Here is a 21,680-nt window from a genome sequence, read left to right as displayed (position 1 = left end):
GCGATCGGTCGGGGACGCAGTGTACGGGCGTCGCGGGGGCGCTGCCACGCAGCGGCGTCTCAGTGCTCGCCCAGTTCCAACTGGGTCAGGTACAGGCGCAGGTCGAATTCCAACTGGTGGTAGTCCGGCGTCATGTGCGCGCACAGCTGGTAGAAGGCCTTGTTGTGCGCGCTTTCCTTCAGGTGCGCCAGTTCGTGGGCGACGATCATCGGCAGGAACGCCGCCGGCGCATCGCGGAACACGCCGGCGATGCGGATCTCGCGGCTGGCCTTGAGCTTGCCGCCTTGCACCCGCGACACGGTGGTGTGGGTGCCCAGCGCATGCTTCACCGCCTGCAGGCGGTTGTCGTAGATCACCTTGTGCAGCGGCTCGGCGCTGCGCATGCAACGGTCCTTGAGCGCCTGCGTGTAGTCGTACAACTGGCGATCGGTGCGGACCGTGTTGGCTTCGGGGTAGCGTCTGCGCAGCCAGTCGCCCAGGCGCTGGCGCGCGATCAGCTCGCGTACCTGGTCCAGGACATGGGGCGGGTAGCCGACGAGATAGCGCAGGGTCTCCATGCCGCCACCTTAGCGTGCCATGTGCGTCAGGGCATCCGGCACCAGTGCCTTCGCGGGCGGCTGCCGGCGCTGCGGGTATCATGCGGCTCCCGAATCCGAGTCCGTGGACGCTTCCGATGCGCAATCCCCTGCAGGAGCAACTGCTCAAGGCCGGCCTGGTGAAGAAGAGCCAGGTGGCGCAGGTCGCGCGCGAGCAGGCCAAGGCGCGCCAGGGCAAGACCCCGCCGCCGCCCAGCGCCGAGCAACTGGAGAGCGAGCGGCTGCGACAGGAGCGCGTGGAGCGCGACCGCGCCCTGTCCGCCGAGCGCAACGCGCAGGCGCGTGTGCAGGAGCAGCGCGCGCAGGCGCGGCAACTGGTCGAAAACCACAAGCTCAAGGCCGACGGCGAGATCGACTACCACTTCACCGATGCCGGCAAGATCCAGCGGCTGCGCGTGGATGCGGCGCTGCGCACGCAACTGATCGCCGGCAGCGTGGCGATCGCGCGGCTGGATGCCGGCTACGTGCCGGTGCCGCGCGCGGTGGTGGAGAAGATCGTCGCCCGCGATCCGGCGACCATCGTGTTCGATGCGCTGGCGGCGACGCCGGCCAGCGGCGAGGACGATCCCTACTACAGCCAGTTCAAGGTGCCGGACGACCTGATCTGGTGACCGCGGCGCGGCGCCGCATGAACGTCTCGGCTAGGTGAAGCCGGCGTGCATTGCATTCGCCGGTGCCGGCCTCATCATCCAGGCAAGGCAACAGTGCGGAGACGACCATGGCCACTGGGTGGGCAGGCGACGGCGCGGTGCAGGACCAGATCGATGCGACCGTCGAGGATGCGATCAAGCGGGCGCGCAGCCAACTCCCGCAGGGTCCGGGATTGAGCCACTGCGAGGACTGCGATGCGCCGATTCCCGAGGCGCGGCGCAAGGCGGTGCCCGGCGTGCGCCTGTGCGTGGCCTGCCAGGACGCGCAGGACCGCGCACAGCACGAGCACAGCGGCTACAACCGCCGCGGCAGCAAGGACAGCCAGCTGCGTTGATGCTCCAGCCGGCGCGGTCGGGTCAAGGCTTGGGCTGCGCGTGCAGTGCGATGTTGAGCTGATCGACCACGATCGCCCAATCGGCGTCCTCCAGGCGCTCCTCGCGCAGCAGTTGCGCCTGCGCGGGCGTCCAGAACGGCGCCTCTTCCAGGCGCATGCCATCGGGCAGCGGCGCATGCTGGGCGATGAACTGGCGGATCTCCGGCTCGCTGTTGGGCAGGCCGAGCTGAGCGAAGAGGTCGGCGAACGGATGAATGACGGGTTCCATGCAGTACCTGGTCGGGAAAGGGGAGGTCGCCGCGCTAGGCGGCTGGCATCGACCATACCGGCTGCGTCATGTGGATGGCGTCAGCGTCGGCGTGGCGCCGCTCAACCCAGTCCCGGCGGCACCGGATGGCCGCGCCAGCGGCGCGTGCTGCGCTGGAAGAACAGGCTGTTGGGGATCTGCAGCACGCTCTCGCCGTCGCCGTCGCGTTCCTCGCGCAGCGTCGTGTAGATCAGGTTGATGTCGATCACCTGGCCTTTCAGGCCGGGCTTCTCGCCGTTCTCCAGCAGCTCGATGTGGTCGTGCAGGCGGAACGGGCGCGTGGTGAAGATCAGCAGCGTGCAGAAGATGTTGGACAGCACGCTCCACGCCGCGAAGAACGCCACCGCCGCGACCGCGGCGAAGCCGGTGAAGGCGGTCCACAGCACGGTGCCGGACACGCCGAAGCGGTCCAGGATCAGCAGCAGCGCCGCCGCGTAGATCACGAAGCCGCTGCCGCGGCGCGCCATCAGCACCAGTTCCGGCGGCAGCGCGTGGTGCTCGCCCAGGCGCCGGATCAGCCGCCGCAACACGGTGCGCAGCAACCAGGCCGCAAGCACGATCAGTACGATCTGCGCGCCCGGCACGATCACGTCGAGCCAGCGGTGTGTCCACGGCGGCAGCAGGGTATGGAGCGAGGGCATTGCACTTCGGAACACGTAGGGGAGGCGCGATGGTCGCAAGCGAGGCCGTCGCGGGCAAGTCGTGCTGCTTGCGCTTGCGGCGGCCCGTTTAGTCGGCGCGCTCCAGCGCGTCCCACTGCGCCTCGGTGACCTCGGGCAGCGCCTCCAGCGCCGGCTTGGCGAACAGATAGCCCTGGTAGAGGTCGATGCCCAGCGCGCGCAATGCGTGGTACTCGGCGGGCGTCTCCACACCCTCGGCGAGGATGCGGCAGCCCAGCGGCGCGGCGATCGCGACAATGCCGCCGACGATGTGGCGGCGTGCGGCGCTGGCGTCGATGCCACGGATCAGCGCCATGTCCAGCTTGATCAGGTGCGGCTGGAAATCGGCGAGCAGGTTCAGGCCGGAGTGGCCGGCGCCGAAGTCGTCGATGGCGGTGAGGAAGCCGCGCTGCGCATAGTCGCGCAGGATGCGCACAACCTTGGGCAGGTCGGCGACGCGTTCGGACTCGCTCATCTCGAAGATCAGATCGCCGGTCGGCACGCCGAAGTGCTCGGCCGCCTTCAGGGTCAGGCGGATGCAGGTCGCCGGCTCGTACACCGCGTTGGGGATGAAGTTGATCGACAGGCGCGTGCGCAGGCCCAACTGCGCGGCGGTGGCGATGGCCTGCACCCGGCAGGTCTGATCGAAGCGGTACATCTGCTCGGGGCGGACCCGCGCCAGCACCGCCGCCGCGCCGCTGCCGTCCTCGCCGCGCACCAGCGCTTCGTAGGCGTAGATCGAGCGGGTGGCGGCATCGACGATCGGCTGGAACGCCATGCGCACGGCGAAATCCAGCGGCTCGCCATCGCGGCAGTTGCCGCAGGCGGGCTGGCCGAGTTCGGCGGACAGAGAGCGCAGGAGCATGCCGAGCCGAGACCGTGGAAGAGATCGCAGTATGCGCTTTCGGTGTGAAGGCGGCGCCGTGCCTTCGGGCCGGCGCGGGTGGCGCTAGCCGGCGTCGGCGACGTCGACCTTCTTCAGCACGCGGGTGGTGCCGAGCACCTCGACGCGGCCACCGGCCTGGTGGAACGCGGCCAGGTCGGCCTCGATGCGCTCGCGGCTGAGGCCCTTTTGCGCCTTGTCGCCAGCGCTGGCGCCACGTGCGTTCCTGGCGCTGGGCGAAGCGGTGGTGCTGGTCGGTCGTGCCATGCTGGAACTCCTGCAGTCAGTACATCGTCAGGGGAATGCCACGGGTCAGTTGCTCGTGGTGGGTGCGGCGGATCTCGCGGCAGTACGGGCCGGCCATCGCGAACTTGCGGCAGATCGCCGGGCGCTGCGCATAGATCGAGCAGCACATGCGTGCGCCGTCCACCGCCACGCACCAGCCGTCCTCGTCGCGCGCCATCACGTGCAGGCCCTCGCGGGTGTACTCGGTGAGATGCTCGGGGACCTGGTCGTCCGGCATCACCAGCACGGTCAGGCGGCAGCAGATCGCGTCGCAGCGGTCGCAGGTAATGGCCGGGTCGGCCGCTTCCCGCATCGGCTCGCTCATGCGCAGCCGCCGCGATCCGGGCGTGCTGGCCGGCGAGGTGACTGGAGCGGCGACACCAGGCGCTGGGCCTGGAGCGTGGCAGGGGCGGGAGACATGGCGCTCCGAAGGATCCGGCCTGCAGCAGGACGGAGGGTGGCGCGAGAAGGAAGCGAGTCGGGCGACAGGAACGGCCGGACGAGACGCGCGTAGCGACGTGACGCTGAAGCGTGCAGCCATGCTACGCCAGTCGCGCCGCCGCAGTATGAACAACGTCGGCCCCAGGCCGTGCCGGCCGGACGTGGCCGGCCGGGGGGCGTGCCGCCAGGCCCGTGCTGCGTCAGTCCTGTGCGGCGGCCAGCGCCAGGCCCTGCACCACGCCGAACGAAGGATCGCCGTGGACCAGGCGCGCCTGCGGGAAGGCCGCGGCGACCAGGCGCTGCAGGTAGCCGGCGCGCGACATGCCGCCGGTGAGGAACACCGCGGCCGGATCGCCGCCGATGTCCTGGCGCACCTGCGCCAGCAGTTCCTGCAGGGCCTCCAGGTAGCTGCGTGCGGCCTGCACCAGTTCCTCGGCCTGCACCTGCACCTGCAGCCCGGCTTCGATGTAGTCCAGCGTCTCGGCGTGCCGCTCGGCGTCGCTGAGGCGGATCTTGCTGCGCTCCACAGCGCGGTACAGGCGCGCGGTGTTGCCGGGCTCCTGCAGCGCCTGCAGGCGCGTATCGTAAGGGGCGGGCACGCCGTCGTAGCGGTGCTGGCGGAAATCGCGCTGGCGGGTGGTGTCCTGCACCATCGCCGCCTCGACGTAGTGGTGCGAGGGCACGCGGGTGAGGCCGCGGCCGAATTGCGGCATGAATCCGGCCAGGCTCAGCGCCAGGTCGATGTCGGTGCCGCCGCGCGGGATGCCCCAGGCGCGGTGCACCTGCGGCGCGGCGTCGCCGCCGACACTGGCGTAGGCGATGTCGGTGGTGCCGCCGCCGATGTCGACCACGACCGCGGCGTGGCGCTCGCGGCTGACCGCGTGGTAGTGCATCGCCGCGGCGGCCGGTTCCTCCAGGAAGGCGACGTCGTCGAAGCCGGCAGTGATCGCCGCGCCATGCAGGATCTCCAGCGCCTGCGCATTGCCGGCCTCGCCGATCGAGCTGCGGAACTGCACCGGGCGCCCGAGCAGGGCGCGGCGCACCTGCACGCCCAGTTGCTGCGAGGCGGTCAGGCGGATGTGTTCGAGAATGTGCGCGGCGATGCCGGTGATGGTCTGGCGTGCGCGCGGGTGCAGGTTGTAGCCCAGCATCGACTTGGGGCTCTGCACCAGGTTGCCTTCGCCCTCGACGAAATACGCGTCCAGCGCGTCGTCGCCGTACACCGCGTTCTGCAGCAGTGCCGCCGAACTGCGCGGCTCGCGCATCTGCGTTTCCATCCATTGTCGGCGCACCACCCGGATCGCATCGCGGCGCAACGCGTCGGGGCTGCGTTCGCGCCCGGCCGCGAGCGCATCGCGGCGGCCTGACTCGATCAGCTCGTCCACCTGCCGTTCCAGCGCCGGCGTCAGGTCGAACTCGGCCGGGTCGCGCATCACTTCGGGGAAGTACACCGTGGTGCGGAACTGCTGCTGCGCGCCGAAGTCGATCGGCACCACGCGGCCGTCGATCACCGCGGCGGCGGCGGAATTGCTGGTGCCGAAGTCGATACCGAGGCGCATGACGGTGCCGGGGGCGGGAGGGCCGCGCACTGTGGGGCAAGCCGCGGCGCGACGCAAGCGCGGCCGCAGAACGCACGAGGCCCGCATCAGCGGGCCTCGTTGGGAACAGGAAAGCGGGCCGCTTACAGCGCGGCGCCGGCGTGGCCCTGGTTCTTTTCCTGTTCGGTGGCCTCGCGCACGCCGGCCACTTCCACCGCGAAGTGCAGCACCTGCCCGGCCAGCGGGTGGTTGCCGTCGATGGTCACCAGTTGCTCGCCGACCTCGGTGACCGTGACCAGCAGCGGGCCCTGGTCGGTCTGCGCCTGGAACTGCATGCCCGGCGCCAGCGACGCGGCATCCGGGAACGAAGCACGCGGCACCTGCTGCACCAATTGCTCGTGGCGCGGGCCGTAGCCTTCGGCCGGGATCACGTCGGCCTTGACCGACTCGCCGGTGCGCTTGCCGGTCAGCGCCTTCTCCAGGCCCGGCACGATGTTGCCGGCGCCGTGCAGGTAGCTCAGCGGATTGTCCGGCGAGGACTGGTCGATCACTTCACCGGCATCGTCGGTGAGGGTGTAGTGGATGGTGGCGACAAGCCCGTTGGCGATCTCCATGGGAAACCTCGTTCAGTGAGTAAGGGGGATACGCCGGCACGGTCACAGCGCGATGAGAGGGGTGCTACCCGGCTACCCTAACGAAAAGCGGCGCAGGGCCGCAAGTCGCGCCGGCATGCGCCCATTCAGGCCGGCGGCGGCTGGCGCAGCGCGCTGCGCCGGGCCAGCCAGGTCTCCGGGGTCTGCGGCTTGACGAACAGCGCCTGCAGTTCCGGGTGCTCGGCGCGCGCGGCGGCCTCGATGCGCTCGATGCACGCCTCGATCTGCGCGGTGCTGCGCTGGTCCTCGAACTCGGCGCTGAGCGCGGCCACCACTTGGTCCGGCCCCATCTGCACGCTGAGCACGCCGTTGACCGCGCGCACGTCCGGATCGGCCGCGGCGATGCGCCGCAGCGCGTCGCCGAGCGGGCGCGCCGCCGGCTCGCCGATCAGCAGGCCCTTGGTCTCGCGCGCCAGCACGAACGCCGAGCAGGCCAGCACCGCGGCGATGCCGACGGACGCGACGCCGTCCAGTTCCGGCATGTCCAGCCACTGCGCGGCGAGCAGTCCGGCCAGCGCGATCAGCAGGCCGATCAGCGCTGCGCTGTCCTCCACCAGCACGGTGAACAGGCTCGGATCCTTGCTCTCGCGGAACGCCTGCACGTAGCTCAGGCGGCCCTTGCGCGCGCGGAACTCGCGCAGCGAGACCCACCACGAGCCGCCCTCGAACAGCAGCGACAGCCCCAGCACGATGTAGTTGAGGGTGTGGTCGCTGGCCGGCTGCGGATCGCGGATGTGGGCGATGCCCTCGTACAGCGACACCCCTGCGCCGAGCGCGAACACCAGCAGGGCGACGATGAAGCTCCAGAAGTACAGCTCGCGCCCATGCCCGAACGGATGGGTGGCATCGGCCGGGCGCGCGGCGCGGCGCAGGCCGTACAGCAGCAACAGCTCGTTGACCGTGTCCACCAGCGAATGCACGCCTTCGCTGAGCATCGCCGAGCTGCCCGAGAGCCCGGCGGCGACGAACTTGGCGATGGCGATGGCGAGATTGCCGGCGAGCGCGGCGTAGATCGCGAGACGGGACCCGGACGAGGCGGACATGGCATTCCTGCGGCCGCTCGGCGGCACGGGGCGGGCGGCTACAATAGGCGGCTCGCCGTCGTCGCCGTATCAAGGACTCCCATGCCCGCCGCACCCGCTTGCCCGCAATGCACCCTGGAAAACACCTATGTCGACGGCGCCAACTGGGTGTGCGCGGACTGCGGCCACGAGTGGCCGGTCGCGGCCGACGCCGCCAACGACGCGGCGACGGTGGTGCGCGACAGCAACGGCAACGTGCTGCAGGCCGGCGACACCGTTGTCGTGATCAAGGACCTGAAGGTCAAGGGCTCGTCGATCCCGCTCAAGCAGGGTACGGTGATCCGCGGCATCCGCCTGGTCGAGGACGATGCCGAACACATCGAAGGCAACTCGGACAAGATCAAGGGCCTGGTGCTGAAGACCTGCTTCCTGCGCAAGGCCTGAGCCTGGCGCGGCGGTGCCGCACGCTGGCAGCGTTCGGGCGCCTGTAGGGAGGCAGATGCCTCGTAGGAGCGGCTTCAGCCGCGACTGACATCATCAGGGCCGCCCTTCGCGGCTGAAGCCGCTCGTGCATGCGATGCTTCCGTTGGCCGATGGAGGCCGCCGTCCGGGCGCCAGCCGTGCATCGTGCGTCCTGCCCGCGAAGGGGAGAAGCAACCACACGCGACGTGGCCGTCGTCGCACCGGCGCCCAGCGTGCGCGGTGCGGCGGCTATCATGTGCAACGGCGCCGGGGGGCGTCGCCGGCCGGGCCGGCGCAGACACGGAACAGGGGATGCACATGCGAACGAACACAGGGGCGACGGCTGCCGGCCGTCTGGCGCGCACCTTGATCCTGGCCTGGGGGCTCTGCCTGCTGGCGCTGCCGGCCTGGGCGCGAATGCAGGAAGTCAAGCCGGGACAGACGCCGGAGCTGGCGCCGGGCGAAGGCCTGGTGGTGGTGGCGGTGGACACCGACGTCGCATTGAGCGGCGTGGAGTTGAACAAGGACGGCAAGGTCTTTGGTGGCGGCAGCATGTCCGGTCTCAAGCCGGGCATCAGCTACCGGCTGTACATCGCGCCGGCCGGCGACTACGCCTGGCGCCGGGTGCTGTTGACCTCGCAGTTCGGCTACAACCTGCGCGACAGCGACGAGTTCCGCTTCCGGCTCGAGCCGGGGCAGATCACCTATCCGGGCGACCTGCTGTTCCGGCCGTCCTCGTTCTTCAGCGGCGACATGGGCATGGTCAATCGCGCCTTGGCGGCGATGGACTGGTTGCAGCAGACCCATCCGGCACTGTGGGCGCGCTACGCACTGCGTTACGCCGGGCACTACCCGGACCCGTTTCCGGAGTTCTACCGCAAGGCGCTGGCGCAGCACCCCGACGCACGTCCCGCGGCGCAGGTGACGCTGCGCGCACCGCCGGCGGCCGGCGCCTTGCCGATCGCGCCGGCCACGCTGTTCCGCGATAGCCGCATCACCGGCCTGAGCCTGAATCCGCGCGGCGACCTGCTGGCGTTGCAGGTGCGCGAGCGCAAGGACGAGTGGCGCATCGAACTGCTGGACCTGTCCAGCGATCAGCAGCGGGTGCTCGCCACCAGCGTCGATCCGATCCGGCAGATGCTGTGGGCCGGCAACGACGCGCTGTTGTTCACCGTGCCGGTGAAGAACGGACGCGACGTGGTGCGCGGCATCCGCGCCGATACGGCGGCCGACGGCAAGCGCAAATGGAGCCCGCTGAGCTTGCCCGATGGCGGGTTCCTGGTCGACGCGCTGCCGCAACGCCCCAACCAGGTGCTGTACGCCACCACGCTGAGCAACGGCGACAATGCGGTGCAGGTCCTGGACGTCTCCAGCCAGGCGGCGATCGACCGCTGGCGGCCGCGCCTGCGCGACCGGGTCAACGTCGGCCTGGAGCGCGATGTCGGCTGGCTGACCGATGGGGAAGGGCGGCTGCGCCTGGCCATCGTGCGCCGCGACGAAGGCTACGTGCTGCGCTACCGCGACAGCGAAGGAGCGCCCTATCGCGACGTGATGACGCTCGACCACCTGCGCGATTTTGAGCCGGTTGGCCTGTCCTACGCCGCGGACGAGATCTACGCGGTGACCGACGACGGGCGCGCGCAGCGGGACCTGGTCGCCTACGACGTGGCCACGCGCAAGATCGTGCGCACGCTGTTCAGCCGCAGCGGGGTCGACGTGGTCGACCTGATCCAGGGCCCGCAGCGCACGCCGATCGGCGTCACCTATTACGAGAGCGGTCGCCTGGTCAGCCACTACTTCGAAAGCGCCGACGATCGTGTGGGCCGCGCGCTCAGCGCGGCCTTGCCCGGGCGCAACCTGCAGATCGCCGCGCGCAATGCCGACGGCAAGCAGATCGTGCTGTGGGCCGACGCCAGCGACCAGTCGCCCCAGCTCTACCATCTCGACCTGGACAAGCGCGTGGCGCGCACGATCGGCGAGACCATGCCATGGCTGCACGGCATGACCTTCGCCCCCAGCGAGGTGTTGCGATTCAAGGGGCGCGACGGACTGCCGCTGGAAGCCTTCCTGACCCTGCCGCCTGGTGCCGGACCCAAGCCGCTGGTGGTGTTTCCGCACGGCGGGCCGATCGGCGTCGCCGATGCGCTGGGCTTCGATCCGGAGACCCAGTTCCTGGCCTCGATGGGCTACGCGGTGCTGCGGGTCAACTTCCGCGGCTCGGACGGCTACGGTCGCGCGTTTCGCGAGGCCGGACGCGGCAGCTTCGGCACGTTGATCGAGGACGATATCGATGCGGCGATCGTGCAGGCGCAGGCGCGCTATCCGCTGGATCCGCAGCGCATGTGCGTGGTCGGCGCCAGCTACGGCGGCTATTCGGCGCTGGTGATGACGATCCGCTGGCCGCAACGCTTCCGCTGCGCCGTGTCCATCGCCGGCGTGGCCGATCGCATCCTGTTCTATACCGCCAGCGACGGCGCGCGCAGCGCCGAGGGACGCGCGAACCTGGAGAAGCGCCTCGGCGATCCCAAGACGGAGCTGGCACAGATGATCGACACTTCGCCGCTGTACCACTACGACGCGATCAAGGTGCCGGTAATGCTGGCGCACGGGCTGGAGGACCGGCGGGTGGACTACGAGCACACCCGGCGCATGCTGCGCATGCTGGACATGGCCGGCAACGCGCCGGTGGGATTGAGTTTCAAGGACGAGGGCCACGGTTTCGGCGACGTCGAGCACCGCGTCGCATTGTGGAGCGGCGTGGCCGGCTTCCTGCAGACGCATCTGTCCGGGCCGCAAGCCGCGCCGGCGCCGACGGCGGCCGCCACGCCGCCCACGGCCGCGCCCTGACCGCTGCGGCGGCACCGTTGCGGTGCCGCCGCAGGACGCGATCAGTCCAGCGTCGGGTAGTCGGTGTAGCCCTTGGCGCCGCCGCCGTACAGCGTGTCGGCATCCACCTCGTTCAACGGGGCGTTGCGGCGCAGCCGTTCCACCAGGTCCGGGTTGGCGATGAACGGACGGCCGAACGCCACCGCGTCGGCGCGGCCGGAGGCCACGGCGTCTTCGGCCAGCGCCTTGTCGTAGCCGTTGTTGACCAGCCACGGGCCATGGAACTTGGCGCGCAGCGCCGCATAGTCGAAGGCGATGTTGTCGCGCGGGCCGCCGGTGGCGCCTTCGATCACGTGCACGAAGGCCAGACCCAGCGGATCCAGGCGTTCCACCGCGCGCTCGAACAGCGGCTGCGGGTTGCTGTCGCGCGCATCGTTGGCCGGGGTCACCGGCGACAGGCGCACGCCGGTACGGTCGGCGCCGATTTCCTGCGCCACCGCCTCCACCACTTCGAACAGCAGGCGCGTGCGGTTCTCGATGCTGCCGCCGTAGGCGTCGTCGCGATGGTTGCTGCCGTCGCGCAGGAACTGGTCGATCAGGTAGCCGTTGGCGGCATGCACTTCCACGCCGTCGAAGCCGGCGGCGATGGCGTTGCGGGCGGCGCGGCGGAAGTCCTCGATCAGCCCGGGGATCTCGTCCAGGCGCAGCGCGCGCGGCGCGGAGACGTCGGTGAAGCCTTCGGCGGTGAAGGTCTTGGCGTCGGCACGCAGCGCGCTGGGCGCAACCGGCGCGGCGCCGTCCGGCAGCAGGCTGACGTGCGAGATGCGGCCGACGTGCCACAGCTGCAGCACGATCTTGCCGCCGCGGCGGTGCACCTCGTCGGTGACCGTCTTCCAGGCCGCGACCTGCGCGTCGCTGTAGATGCCCGGGGTGTCCTTGTAGCCCTGGCCCATCGGGCTGATCTGGGTCGCCTCGGCGATGAGCAGGCCGGCGCTGGCGCGCTGGCCGTAGTACTCGGCGGCCAGCGGCGAGGGGATGCGGCCTTCGCCTTCGGCGCGGTTGCGGGTCAGCGGCGCCATCACGATGCGGTTGGTCAGTGCGATCGCGCCCAGGCGCAGCGGCGTGAACAGCGGGGAAGGAGTATCGGTCATCGATGGGACTCTCGTTGTGGAGTGGGGCGGGCGACCCTACAGCGGTGCGCTGCAAGGCGATGTGCGTACAGGACATGGGGGTGCGCGCGCTGGTTTCCCGGCGGTGTGATGAGACAGTGCGTTGCCTCGGCAGCACCTTTCCGCACCTGGTCGACTGGCCCGGCGGCGAGTGCCACGCAACGCGGCGTTGCGCACCTGGGGCTGCAGGAGTTGCTGCAATGCACAATAATGGGCGGCCCTTTCCTTCGGGACGTGCGCATGACCTCATCCGCCACGGCGCCGCTGTCGCGGCGCGGCTACGTGCTGATCCTGTTCGCGCTGGCGATGGGCGGTTTCGCGATCGGCACCAGCGAGTTCTCCACCATGGGCCTGATGCCGTACATCGGCCGTGGCCTGGCCATCGATGCGCCGCAGGTCGGGCACCTGATCAGCGCCTATGCGCTGGGCGTGGTGGTCGGCGCGCCGCTGCTGGCGATCCTGGGCGCGCGCTGGCCGCGGCGCGATCTGCTGCTGGCGCTGATGGGCTTCTATGCGTTCGGCAATCTGGCCAGCGCGGTGGCGCCGGACTATCACAGCATGCTGGTGGCGCGATTCGTCGCCGGACTGCCGCACGGCGCCTATTTCGGCGTGGCGACCCTGGTGGCCGCCTCGATCGGCCCGCCCGACCAGCGCGGTGCCGCGGTCAGCCGGGTGTTGCTGGGCCTGAACCTGGCGGTGCTGGTCGGCAATCCGCTGGCGACCTGGCTTGGCCAGGTGGCGCAATGGCGCTACGCGTATGCCCTGGTCGCGGCGATCGCGGTGTTGACGGTGCTGCTGGTGTGGCGCCTGCTGCCGGCCGACCCGCAGGAGACGCGGCCTTCGCCGTTGCGCGAGTTGCGCGCCTTCAACCGCACGCAGGTGTGGCTGGCGCTGGGCATCGGCTCGATCGGCTTCGCCGGCATGTTCTGCGTCTTCAGCTATCTGGCGCCGACCCTGATGGAGGTCACCGGCGTGTCCGAACACTGGATCCCGGTGGCGATGGGCGCGTTCGGGCTGGGCGGGCTGCTCGGCAATCTGGCCGGCGGCTGGCTGTTCGACCGCATGCAGTTCCGCGCGGTGCCGCTGGTGCTGCTGTGGTCGCTGGCAGTGTTGTTGGCGTTCCCGCTGGCGGCGACCTCGCCGTGGGCGGTGCTGCCGGCGGTGGTGGCGGTCGGCAGCATGGGCGCCTTGGCGCCGGTGCTGCAGACCCGCCTGATGGATGTGGCCAGCGACGCGCAGACCTTGGCCGCGGCCTCCAACCATGCCGCGTTCAACCTGGCCAACGCGCTGGGGCCGTGGCTGGGCGGCATCGCGATCGGCGCCGGCCTGGGCTGGACCTCCACCGGCTATGTGGGCGCGGCGATGGCCGTCGGAGGCCTGCTGATCTACCTGTGGGCGCGCCACGCGGCACGGCGTGCGGCCTGCGCGCCCGCGGCTGGCTAGGGTGCGCTAGCGCAGCGGTCGCGCCGTGGAAGACAGCCTGCGCAGCGCGTCCAGCTTGCCCTGGTAGCGCGGTTGCGTGGCCGGATCGGCGTGGGCCATGGCCTCGCGCAGCGCCGCGGTGGCGCGGCGGGTGTCGCCGCTGTGCAGGTAGGCGCGTGCCAGGGCGAAGTACAGCAGGTGGGCGCCGTCGTACAGGTGCAGGGCATGCCGGTAGTAGGCGATCGCCGCGGCGTAGTCCTGGCGTCGCTCCGCCTCGTTGCCGAGCAGATATTGCTGGAATGGGTCGCGTTGGCGCACCTGTTCCATCTGCCGCTGCAGCGCCGCCTCGCGGGTGCTGTCGCCCAGGCGTCGGGCCAGACCCACGGCATTGGACAGCGCCGGCAGGTGTTCCGGATCGATCTCCAGCGCCTTGGCGTAGTCGCGTGCGGCGGCGGCGCTGTCGCCATCGCGCATCGCCAGCACGCCCTGGTTGTTCCAGGCCCCGGCGAAGCGTGGGTCCATCTGCAGGGCCATCGCCAGATGCGCGCGGGCGCCGTCGAGATCGCCGTCGACCATCAGCTCGGCGCCGCGGTTGTTGTAGTAGTGGGCGAGGGCGCGGCGGTCGGAAATCGGCTGCGGCCCGCGCCGGTCCATCAGCACGCTGCGGTCCAGGTCGATGCTGCCGCGGCCGCTGTCCACGCGCACGCCGGCGTTGACGTGGCCGACGTTGTACAGCGCATTGCCGTCCTCGTACCAGCTCAGCACGCGACGCACCTCCTGGACCTGCGCCTGCAGTCCGATGTCGCGCGCCATCGCCACGAACAGCAGGGTGAAGGACAGGCAATTGACGCGACGGGTCGCGTAGCTCTCGGCGACGCTGTGGGTGGCCTTGGGGTCGTATTGCAGGTTCAGGCCGTTGGCGTCGAAGGCCAATGCCACCAGTTGCTGCAGGCGGTGCTCGGCGTCGGCGCCGCGGTCGATGCGGTGCTGCAGCAGCGCGTGCAGTGCCGGCGGCAGTTGCAGGATCTGCTCCGGCGTCGGCATCGGTGCGGCGGTTGGCGCTGGGACTTGCGTGGCAGCCTGTGCCACTTCTGCCGCGTACGACGGTGGCATCGGCGGCGATGGGGCGGCCGCAGCGGTAGCGAGCAGGGCGAACGCAGTCCAGGCGAACATGACGCACCTCGCGGCGCCCTGCAGTGGCGAGGGCTCGTCGGCACTATAGGCCTTTGACCGCGCTGCCGGGAGGCCGTCGTGGCTGCGCCGACGGGCGGTCCTGGACCGGCACGCTCGGTGGCAGTCATCCACAGCCACTGTGGACGATCAGGGGGCAATCATGTGGATAAGTCGCGTTCGGCGAAGCGCCGCAACGCGCGCAGACAGGATGGTGAAAATTTCACCACATGCCTGACTGCGTGCAGTTCCCAATGAACGCATGTTCACCACCGGCAATGGCGCGTGACGAACAAGGGCGAACGGCTCACGTGCGCTTTATGCGGTTCTGCCCAGCATCGCCACCACCACGCAACGCGGCAATTCTCTCGACCGCGCCGTGCGATATCCAGGTCCACCCCGCGTGCCCGTTGCGCGATATCGCCGGCTTCGCCACAGGAGTTTTCCATGAGCATCCAGAGCAAGACCACGCACAGCCTCAACGACCTCATCGCCATTTCCCGCGACGGCAAGGACTTCTACGAAGAAGCGGCCAAGAAGGTGGGCGACGCCGAGTTGTCCGCGCTGTTCCTGCGCATCGCCGGCGTCAAGTCGGACATCGTGAGCAGCCTGAGCGCGGTGGTGCAGTCGGTCGGCGGCAAGCCGGAAGAGCACGGCACCATGGTCGGCAGCATGCAGCAGATGTACGGCAAGGTCCGCGCCGCGCTGGGCGACACCAAGTACGGCTATGTCGCCGAACTGGAAGAGTCCGAGGACCGCCTGCTGAAGGCCTTCAACGAGACCATCGCCGACGCCGATACCCCGGTCGCCGCGCGCGATGCCGCCACCCGCCTGCTGCCGGAAGTGCGCGCCTGCCACGACGTGATGCGCACCCGCAAGCACGCGATGAAGAACGCGGCCTGATCGCCGTCCGCCGCCGCCCGGCGCGCCGCCATCGCGGCGCTGTCTGGGCGGTGTGCCGGATCTGCAGCGATCAGGCGCGCTTGCTACCATGCGCGCTCGACCGCTGCCCGATCCGCTTGCGGCGTTTGCCGCTCCTGTCCATGTATCCCGATACTGCGCCCGACGGCGCCCAGTTCTCGCTCGGCTTCGACGCGCCCGCTGCGCGCGAAAGCCTGTTCTTTGCGTTATTGCCGGACATGCAGACCGCCCAGGCGGTGCATCGCCTCTGTCAGCAGCTCTGCCACGACCATGGATTGCACGGCCGCGCATTGCCGCCCGAGCGGCTGCATGTGACCTTGCACTATCTGGGCGAATACGCCGGGATTCCGCCCCGCTTGCTGCAGCAGGCCTGCGCCGCCGGGCAGGCGCTTGCGGCCTCGCCATTTGAACTTGCATTCGACCAGGCGGTGACTTTCGACAGCCGCGCGCGCAGCCGACCATTGGTGCTGCGCGGCGATGCCGAGCCCCAGCCGCTGCAGGTCTTGCGCCGGGCGCTGCAGCAGCAATTGGCCCGGCACGGTGTCGCCGCACGCGTCGACGGCGCCTATCTGCCGCACATGACCCTGGCCTATGTCGATCAGCCGTTGGCGCCGCAGCGCGTATCGGCGCTGCCGTGGCACGCCGCGTCGCTGAGCCTGATCCGCAGCGTGCAGGGCCAGGGCCGTTACCTGCACGAAGCGAGTTGGCCTTTACGGGCCGGTCCCGGGCAGGGGGGCGCATGAATGCGGCGCCGCTGACCCTGCCCGATGCGCAGTGGGCGCAGTTGCTGGCGGCCTACGCCGAACCGCCGCGCGCCTATCACCATTTCGGCCACGTCGAGGCGGTGCTGGCGCACTTTGCCGAGGTCGCCGCCGACACCGGCTGGAAGCAGCCGCGCGAGGTTTACCTGGCGGTGCTCTATCACGATGCAGTGTACCGCGCCGGCCGCGGCGACAACGAAGCGCAGTCGGCGCGCATGGCCGAGGCGGCGATCGCGCAGTGGCTGCCGGATGCCGGCGTGGACGCGGCGCGGGTCGCCGCGCTGATCGAACTCACCGCGCGTCACGGGCAACTGACCGCTGATTCGGTGGATGCGGACGCGGCGCTGTTCCTGGACTGCGACATGGCCATCCTCGGCGCCACGCCGGAGGCCTTCGCCGCCTACGACCGCGCCATCGCCGAGGAGTACCGCGGGGCGGTGCCGGGCTGGCTGTACCGGCGCAAGCGCCGCGCCTTCCTGCGCACCGTGCTGGCGCAGCCGCGCATCTTCCTCAGCGAGCGCTTCCACGCGCTTTACGACGCGGCCGCGCGCGCCAACCTGCGCGAGGCCATCGGCTGACGGAGTGGTGGCCGCGGGCGCGGCCGCCTTCTTCTACACTGCCGCGCCGGTCGTCCGGCCGCCACCATCAAGCCCCATGTCCGACCCTGCCGCCAACGCCGATCCCCGCCCGCAGGCGCCGCTGCCGCCAGCCCCCAGCGACTGCTGCGACAGCGGCTGTCCGCTGTGCGTCTACGACCTCTACCACGAGGAACTGGAGCGCTACCGGCAGGCGCTGGCGGCCTGGCAACTGCGCCACCCTGGCGCCGACGCGGATGGCTGACAGGGCTGCCGGTGCAGGCGATGGCCCGGGTCTGGCGTACCTGGCATGAACCGAAGCGCGCGCCGCGCTTCGCGCCGCCGCCGTTCGGGATTATCTTTAACGCGCCTTTTCAGGATGGCTGGATGATGCAGAAGCGTGGCGGTTGGGTGTGGGGATGTGCACTGGGTGGACTGCTTGTGGCCGGCATCGCCGGTGCGGCGCCGGGCGCTGCGACCGCCTCCGCGCCGAGTGCCGATGCGCCGGCGACATCGCCGGAAAAGCTCAGCCATGGGCGCTTCGAGCAGGTGCCGGTGCTGTTGCCCAAGGGCAATGCGAAGCGCGTGGTGCTGTGGTTCGCCGGCGGCAAGCACGCCGATGCCGAGCGCATGCGTCAGATCGAGGCGCTGCGTGACGACGGCGCGATGGTGGCGGTGATCGACAGCGCGCACCTGCAGGCGGTGCTGGCCAAGATCGACGGCACCTGCGGCTTCTCTGCCGGCGACGTGGAGAACTTCTCGCGCTACGTGCAGGCCTATTTCCATGTGCCGACCTACCACCTGCCGCTACTGGTCGGCGACGGCGACGGCGCCGCGCTGGCCTACGCGGTCGCCGCGCAGGCGCCCAAGCATCTGCTGGCGGGCCTGCTGACCGAGGATTTCTGCCCGGTGCAGGTGCTCGACGACCAGATCTGCGGCGCTGGCATCACCGCGCCGGCGCGTGCGCTGCAGCCGACGGCGCTGCCGGTGCCGTGGCTGGCGGCGCTGGACGCCAAGAGCCGGCGCGACCGCTGCACCCAGCAGAGCGATGCGTTCCTGCAGAAGGTGGCGCAGGCGCGGCAGTTCCGCCGCAGCGCCAGCGGCGACGCGCTGCCGGGGCTGCGCGCGGCGGTGCGTTCGCTGGGCGACCGGCCAGGCGTCAGTCTGCCGCCGACTCCGGCCGACCTGGCCGGGCTGCCGGTGGTCGAAGTGCCGGCCGCCGCGGCGGCGTCCGATGCCGACAACGGCAACGTGTTCGCGATCTTCGTCTCCGGCGACGGCGGCTGGGCCGGGCTCGACCAGCAGGTGGCCGGCGCCCTGGCCAAGGCCGGCATCCCGGTGGTGGGCGTGGATTCGCTGCGCTACTTCTGGAGCGAGCGCACGCCGCAGGGCTTCGCCACCGACCTGGACCGCATCTACCGCCACTACAGCCACCTGTGGCAGCGCGGGCGGGTGGTGCTGATCGGCTTCTCGCAGGGCGCCGACGTGCTGCCGGCGGCCTACAACCAGTTGCCGGAGGCGATGCGCGACCAGGTGCAGCTCACCGCCTTGCTGTCGGTGGGCAAGACCGCCGACTACGAGTTCCACGTGTCCAACTGGATCAGTTCCGGCGACGACGGCCTGCCGATCGCCCCGGAAGTGGCGAAGATGCCGCCGGCGCAGACCCTGTGCATCTACGGGCAGGACGACGACGACGCGTTGTGCCCTGACCTGCCCAAGGGCGGGGCGCAACTGGTCAAGCTGCCGGGCGACCATCACTTCCAGGGCGACTACGCCACGCTGGCCAAGCAGATCCTGCAGCGGATTCAGTAGGGGCGGGGATTGGGGAGTCGGGATTGGGAATTGGTGGTCGGGCAGCGCGTGCGGGCTTGCCTGCTCGCTTCGCCGTAGGAGCGGCTTCAGCCGCGACCGGACCGCTGAAACGTTGGTCCTGCAAGGCGGTGAGCGTGGTTGGTCGCCGCCGGGCGCTTCATGGCCGCCGTACCCTCACCCCAACCCCTCTCCCGGGGGGAGAGGGGCTTTGCTGTTCCTTCTCCCTTTGGGAGAAGGTGCCCCGAAGGGGCGGATGAGGGTACGGCGCGAAGCCTCGCAATGCTCCGGCAAACGGGGTAGCCGGGGCCAATCCCCAATCCCAACCCCCCAATCCCGGCCTCACTCCGGCTTACGCGGATCCAGCGAGATCAGTCGGGTCACGTCCAGCAGGGCGGCCGGCAGGTGCATGCCGCCGGGGGCGGCGAGGTAGCGGGTGCGCCAGGCGGGGGCGAACTTGGACTTGAAGCGGCGCAGGCCGGTGAAGCCGTAGAAGCGTTCGCCGTGGCGCACGATCAGGTTGCCGAAGCGGTTCCAGCGCCCGGCCAGGCGGTGCTGGGCCAGGCCCGACAGCGGCGCCATGCCCAGCGAGAAGCGCTTGTAGCCTTGGTCGCGGCCCCACAGGAACAGCTCGATGAACAGGAAATCCATCGTGCCCTTCGGCGCGTCGGCGATGTGCCGCATCAGGTCCACCGACAACTCGTGGCCGGCCGGCGCCTGCCACAGGTTGGCGAAGGCCACGACCTTGCCTTCGAACTCCACCACCGCGATCGGGAAGCGGCGCAGGTAGGCGGGATCGAAGCTGCCCAGCGAGAAGCCCTTCTCGGCGCCGGCCTTGTCTTCCAGCCATTGCTGCGAGACCTCGGCCAGCACTGGCATCAGCGCATCCACCGCGTCGGCTTCCACGATGCGGAAGCTCAGCCCGCTGCGCTTGCCACGGTTCCAGGCCTGGCGCAGGTCGGCGCGGTCGCGGCCCTCCAGGTGGAAGCCCTCCAGCGACACCATCGCTTCCTCGCCAAGCTTCACCAGGGTCAGACCCAGGTCCAGATAGGTCTGCCAGTGCTGCTCGCCGACCTGGTAGAACACCGGGCGCAGGCCCATGCGGTCGGCTTCCTCGCGGAAGCGCCAGATCAGCGCGCGGGCCACTTCCGGGGTGCCGACCGGGTCGCCCATTGCCACCAGCGAGCCGCCGTAGCGCTGCATCATCACGAAGCCGGGGCCGTCCTCGGCCTGCAGCAACGCCTTGTCGCCGGTCAGCACCAGGCAGGCCTGGGTATCGGTGGCCTCGGCCAGCACCGGCGCCAGCGCGTCCAGTTGCGCACCATCGGCCGGCGGCAACGGCGAGCGGGTGCTGTGCAGCAGCCGCGCCAGCCCGAACACCACCACCGCCACGCTGACCAGCAGCACCGCGCGCAGTGCACGCGGCGCGTTGGCCGAGGTGGCGAACTCCCACCACAGCTCGTTCTGGTATTCGACGTGGCTGTAGACGAAGAACAGCAGCCAGATCGTGGCGATCAGCACCAGGCCGAGGTTGCGCAGCCACGGCCACGACCAGGCCTCGTCGAGCAGCGCGCCCTCGCGGTAGAACTCGCGGCGCGCGCCCCACAGGCCGACCGCCACCACCAGCGAGGACAGCGCCACCGAGACGTGGCCGCCGCGCAGCCAGGCCGGCAGCGGCAGCAGCACGCAGATGCCGATCGCCAGCACCCAGGCGGCATGGCTGCGCCGCTGCAGGCCCTGGCCGATCAGCAGCAGCACCACGCCGCCAAGGCTGGCCAGCAGGTGCGAGGTCTCCATGATCGACAGCGGCGCCATGTCCTGGCGGCGCTTGGGCGTGGGCAGGGTGCCGTCGATGACCAGCGCCGCGCCGACCGCGAATACCGCCAGGGCGATGATCTGCGGCAGCCACGGGCGCAGCGTGCGCCAGGCCACGCGCACCCCGCCGGCACTGGCGGCCAGCGGCCGGCGCAGGCCGGACAGCGACGCCATCAGCACCGACAGCAGCAGCGGCACCACGTAGTAGGTGATGCGGTAGATCAGCGCCGCCGCCAGCACCGCCGCCGGCGCCACGCCGGGCAGCAGCTTGAGCAGGCTCCACTCGAACACGCCCAGGCCGGCCGGCACGGTCGAGACCAGGCCCGCCACCACCGCGACCAGGTACAGGCCGACGAAGCCGATGTATTCGATCCCCGATTCGTTGGGCAGCAGCACGTAGAACGCGGCGCTGGCCAGGCCCAGCTCGACCACGCTCAGCGCGGTCACACCCAGGGTGGTGCGCCGGTCCGGCAGCCACAGTTCGTGACTGCGCCAGCGCAGGGTGCGGCCGTCGCGACCGGCCAGCAGCAGCATGGTGGCGAAGCCGACCAGCAACGCGATGCCGATCGCGCGCACCGCGGTCGCGCCAACCGGCAGCGCCAGCGCCGCGGCGGCCGGTTCCAGGGTCAGGGCCAGCGCCAGCAGCAGCCAGGCGCCGAACACGAAGCCGAGCGTGCTCATCAGCACCACCTGGCCGATCTCGGCCAGACTCAGCCCGACCCGGCCGTAGCCGCGCAGGCGCACCGCGCCGCCGGTCAGCGCGGCGAAGCCCAGGGTCTGGCCCACCGCATGCGCCAGGAACGCGGTGATGCTGATCCGCATCGGGTGCAGCTTGCGTCCGCTGCGGCGCAGGCCGACGGCATCGAAGCCGATCAGGCAGGCGTAGCTGCTCAGGCCCAGCAGCAGCGTCAGCACGATCTGCGTGAGGCTCAGCTGGTTGAAGGCGTGACGGATCGCACTGTAGCCATGGGTGCTGAACTCCGTGGCCAGCGCATGCAGCGCCAGGGCCAGGATCGCCAGGCTGGCCAGCACCGGCAGCGCACGGCGCCAGCCGGGCGTGGACGCGGGAGCGGAGGGGGTGGCGTCGGTCATTGCGGGCGGGCGGCGGCAAGGCGCCACGGCGCGTGGCGCACGGTGCACGACGGGGCCGGAGCGGAACTGCGGGCGAAACGGAGACGGGCCATCGCGATACCGGTTGAATGAAAGCGTGTCACGAACATGGAGGGGCTGCGAAGCGGAGGCCAGGACGCGGTAGGTAGGGCGCTGTGGCGAGGCCGGTTGCCCCGACGCGCCGCGCACCACATCCAGGCAGGGCGGCGATCAGCGGCGCCAGACGATCCCGCACGGACGGCGTGGTGCCATCCGCGGCGGCACCGCGTCG

Annotated in this window: 22 protein-coding genes; 10 read left to right on the top strand and 12 right to left on the bottom strand. The window is 70.5% G+C overall.

What is annotated here, in order from left to right; all coding sequences use genetic code 11:
- Positions 1-59: 59 nt before the first annotated feature.
- Entirely contained in the window at positions 60-557 is a 498-nt protein-coding gene (locus AC1PK7_RS15320; protein ID WP_481098690.1) for a YgjP-like metallopeptidase domain-containing protein, read from the bottom strand.
- A gap of 116 nt (positions 558-673) precedes the next feature.
- Here AC1PK7_RS15320 and AC1PK7_RS15315 point away from each other — a divergent pair, with 116 nt between their 5' ends.
- On the top strand, positions 674-1,207 hold the full coding sequence (locus AC1PK7_RS15315) for a DUF2058 domain-containing protein (RefSeq protein WP_481098689.1): 534 nt from the start codon (positions 674-676) through the stop codon (positions 1,205-1,207).
- Between the two features lie 107 nt (positions 1,208-1,314).
- Positions 1,315-1,581, top strand: a complete 267-nt coding sequence (locus AC1PK7_RS15310) for a DksA/TraR family C4-type zinc finger protein (RefSeq protein WP_010342319.1) — start codon at positions 1,315-1,317, stop codon at positions 1,579-1,581.
- Positions 1,582-1,603: 22 nt separating this feature from the next.
- On the opposite strand, the gene AC1PK7_RS15305 is transcribed toward AC1PK7_RS15310, so the two are convergent.
- The 8 genes from AC1PK7_RS15305 to AC1PK7_RS15270 all read right to left on the bottom strand — a co-directional run bounded on the left by AC1PK7_RS15305 (position 1,604) and on the right by AC1PK7_RS15270 (position 7,390).
- Positions 1,604-1,849 (bottom strand): DUF2789 domain-containing protein, encoded by a 246-nt coding sequence (locus AC1PK7_RS15305; protein ID WP_481098688.1) that lies wholly within the window; start codon positions 1,847-1,849, stop codon positions 1,604-1,606.
- A 101-nt stretch (positions 1,850-1,950) separates the two neighbouring features.
- Entirely contained in the window at positions 1,951-2,529 is a 579-nt protein-coding gene (locus AC1PK7_RS15300; protein ID WP_010342321.1) for a mechanosensitive ion channel family protein, read from the bottom strand.
- Positions 2,530-2,617: 88 nt separating this feature from the next.
- Complete coding sequence (locus AC1PK7_RS15295; RefSeq protein WP_481098687.1) at positions 2,618-3,412, bottom strand: EAL domain-containing protein; 795 nt, start codon at positions 3,410-3,412, stop codon at positions 2,618-2,620.
- Between the two features lie 84 nt (positions 3,413-3,496).
- A complete protein-coding gene (locus AC1PK7_RS15290; RefSeq protein WP_481098686.1) occupies positions 3,497-3,697 on the bottom strand; it encodes a hypothetical protein in 201 nt (66 codons plus the stop codon).
- A 16-nt stretch (positions 3,698-3,713) separates the two neighbouring features.
- Entirely contained in the window at positions 3,714-4,040 is a 327-nt protein-coding gene (locus AC1PK7_RS15285) for a YkgJ family cysteine cluster protein (RefSeq protein WP_420007522.1), read from the bottom strand.
- Positions 4,041-4,356: 316 nt separating this feature from the next.
- Positions 4,357-5,715, bottom strand: a complete 1,359-nt coding sequence (locus AC1PK7_RS15280) for an Hsp70 family protein (RefSeq protein WP_481098685.1) — start codon at positions 5,713-5,715, stop codon at positions 4,357-4,359.
- Between the two features lie 122 nt (positions 5,716-5,837).
- Positions 5,838-6,308 carry an FKBP-type peptidyl-prolyl cis-trans isomerase gene (locus AC1PK7_RS15275; RefSeq protein WP_371180820.1) on the bottom strand — a complete coding sequence of 157 codons (471 nt, stop codon included), beginning with the start codon at positions 6,306-6,308 and terminating at the stop codon, positions 5,838-5,840.
- Between the two features lie 125 nt (positions 6,309-6,433).
- A complete protein-coding gene (locus tag AC1PK7_RS15270; RefSeq protein WP_150411097.1) occupies positions 6,434-7,390 on the bottom strand; it encodes a cation diffusion facilitator family transporter in 957 nt (318 codons plus the stop codon).
- Positions 7,391-7,471: 81 nt separating this feature from the next.
- Here AC1PK7_RS15270 and AC1PK7_RS15265 point away from each other — a divergent pair, with 81 nt between their 5' ends.
- Positions 7,472-7,813, top strand: a complete 342-nt coding sequence (locus AC1PK7_RS15265) for a zinc ribbon domain-containing protein YjdM (protein WP_017908239.1) — start codon at positions 7,472-7,474, stop codon at positions 7,811-7,813.
- A gap of 336 nt (positions 7,814-8,149) precedes the next feature.
- Positions 8,150-10,678 (top strand): alpha/beta hydrolase family protein, encoded by a 2,529-nt coding sequence (locus AC1PK7_RS15260; protein ID WP_481098684.1) that lies wholly within the window; start codon positions 8,150-8,152, stop codon positions 10,676-10,678.
- Positions 10,679-10,719: 41 nt separating this feature from the next.
- On the opposite strand, the gene AC1PK7_RS15255 is transcribed toward AC1PK7_RS15260, so the two are convergent.
- On the bottom strand, positions 10,720-11,808 hold the full coding sequence (locus tag AC1PK7_RS15255) for an alkene reductase (RefSeq protein WP_481098683.1): 1,089 nt from the start codon (positions 11,806-11,808) through the stop codon (positions 10,720-10,722).
- 258 nt (positions 11,809-12,066) lie between these two features.
- Between AC1PK7_RS15255 and AC1PK7_RS15250 the strand changes: the two genes are divergently transcribed.
- On the top strand, positions 12,067-13,269 hold the full coding sequence (locus AC1PK7_RS15250) for an MFS transporter (protein ID WP_481098682.1): 1,203 nt from the start codon (positions 12,067-12,069) through the stop codon (positions 13,267-13,269).
- 6 nt (positions 13,270-13,275) lie between these two features.
- Here AC1PK7_RS15250 and AC1PK7_RS15245 read toward each other — a convergent pair whose 3' ends face one another.
- Positions 13,276-14,292 (bottom strand): tetratricopeptide repeat protein, encoded by a 1,017-nt coding sequence (locus AC1PK7_RS15245; protein ID WP_481098681.1) that lies wholly within the window; start codon positions 14,290-14,292, stop codon positions 13,276-13,278.
- Between the two features lie 573 nt (positions 14,293-14,865).
- On the opposite strand from AC1PK7_RS15245, the gene AC1PK7_RS15240 reads away from it, so the two are divergent.
- From AC1PK7_RS15240 to AC1PK7_RS15220, 5 genes are all read left to right on the top strand, one after another.
- A complete protein-coding gene (locus AC1PK7_RS15240; RefSeq protein WP_041500455.1) occupies positions 14,866-15,321 on the top strand; it encodes a PA2169 family four-helix-bundle protein in 456 nt (151 codons plus the stop codon).
- Between the two features lie 116 nt (positions 15,322-15,437).
- Positions 15,438-16,082, top strand: coding sequence for an RNA 2',3'-cyclic phosphodiesterase (gene thpR / locus AC1PK7_RS15235; RefSeq protein WP_481098680.1), 645 nt, complete (start codon positions 15,438-15,440; stop codon positions 16,080-16,082).
- Positions 16,079-16,678, top strand: coding sequence for an HD domain-containing protein (locus tag AC1PK7_RS15230; protein WP_481098679.1), 600 nt, complete (start codon positions 16,079-16,081; stop codon positions 16,676-16,678). Before thpR ends, AC1PK7_RS15230 begins: the two co-directional genes overlap by 4 nt.
- 76 nt (positions 16,679-16,754) lie before the next feature.
- Positions 16,755-16,940 (top strand): oxidoreductase-like domain-containing protein, encoded by a 186-nt coding sequence (locus AC1PK7_RS15225; RefSeq protein ID WP_010342339.1) that lies wholly within the window; start codon positions 16,755-16,757, stop codon positions 16,938-16,940.
- A gap of 125 nt (positions 16,941-17,065) precedes the next feature.
- Positions 17,066-18,487: a virulence factor family protein gene (locus tag AC1PK7_RS15220; protein ID WP_481100905.1), complete on the top strand. Its 1,422-nt coding sequence runs from the start codon at positions 17,066-17,068 to the stop codon at positions 18,485-18,487.
- A 339-nt stretch (positions 18,488-18,826) separates the two neighbouring features.
- Here the strand turns inward: AC1PK7_RS15220 and mprF are convergent, their stop codons facing one another.
- Positions 18,827-21,391, bottom strand: coding sequence for a bifunctional lysylphosphatidylglycerol flippase/synthetase MprF (gene mprF, locus AC1PK7_RS15215; protein WP_481098678.1), 2,565 nt, complete (start codon positions 21,389-21,391; stop codon positions 18,827-18,829).
- Positions 21,392-21,680 lie beyond the last annotated feature (289 nt).

This window comes from Xanthomonas sp. NCPPB 3174, from assembly GCF_056725205.1.
The sequence above is the reverse complement of the archived record's forward strand: the minus strand, read 5'-3'. Positions and strand labels throughout refer to the sequence as shown.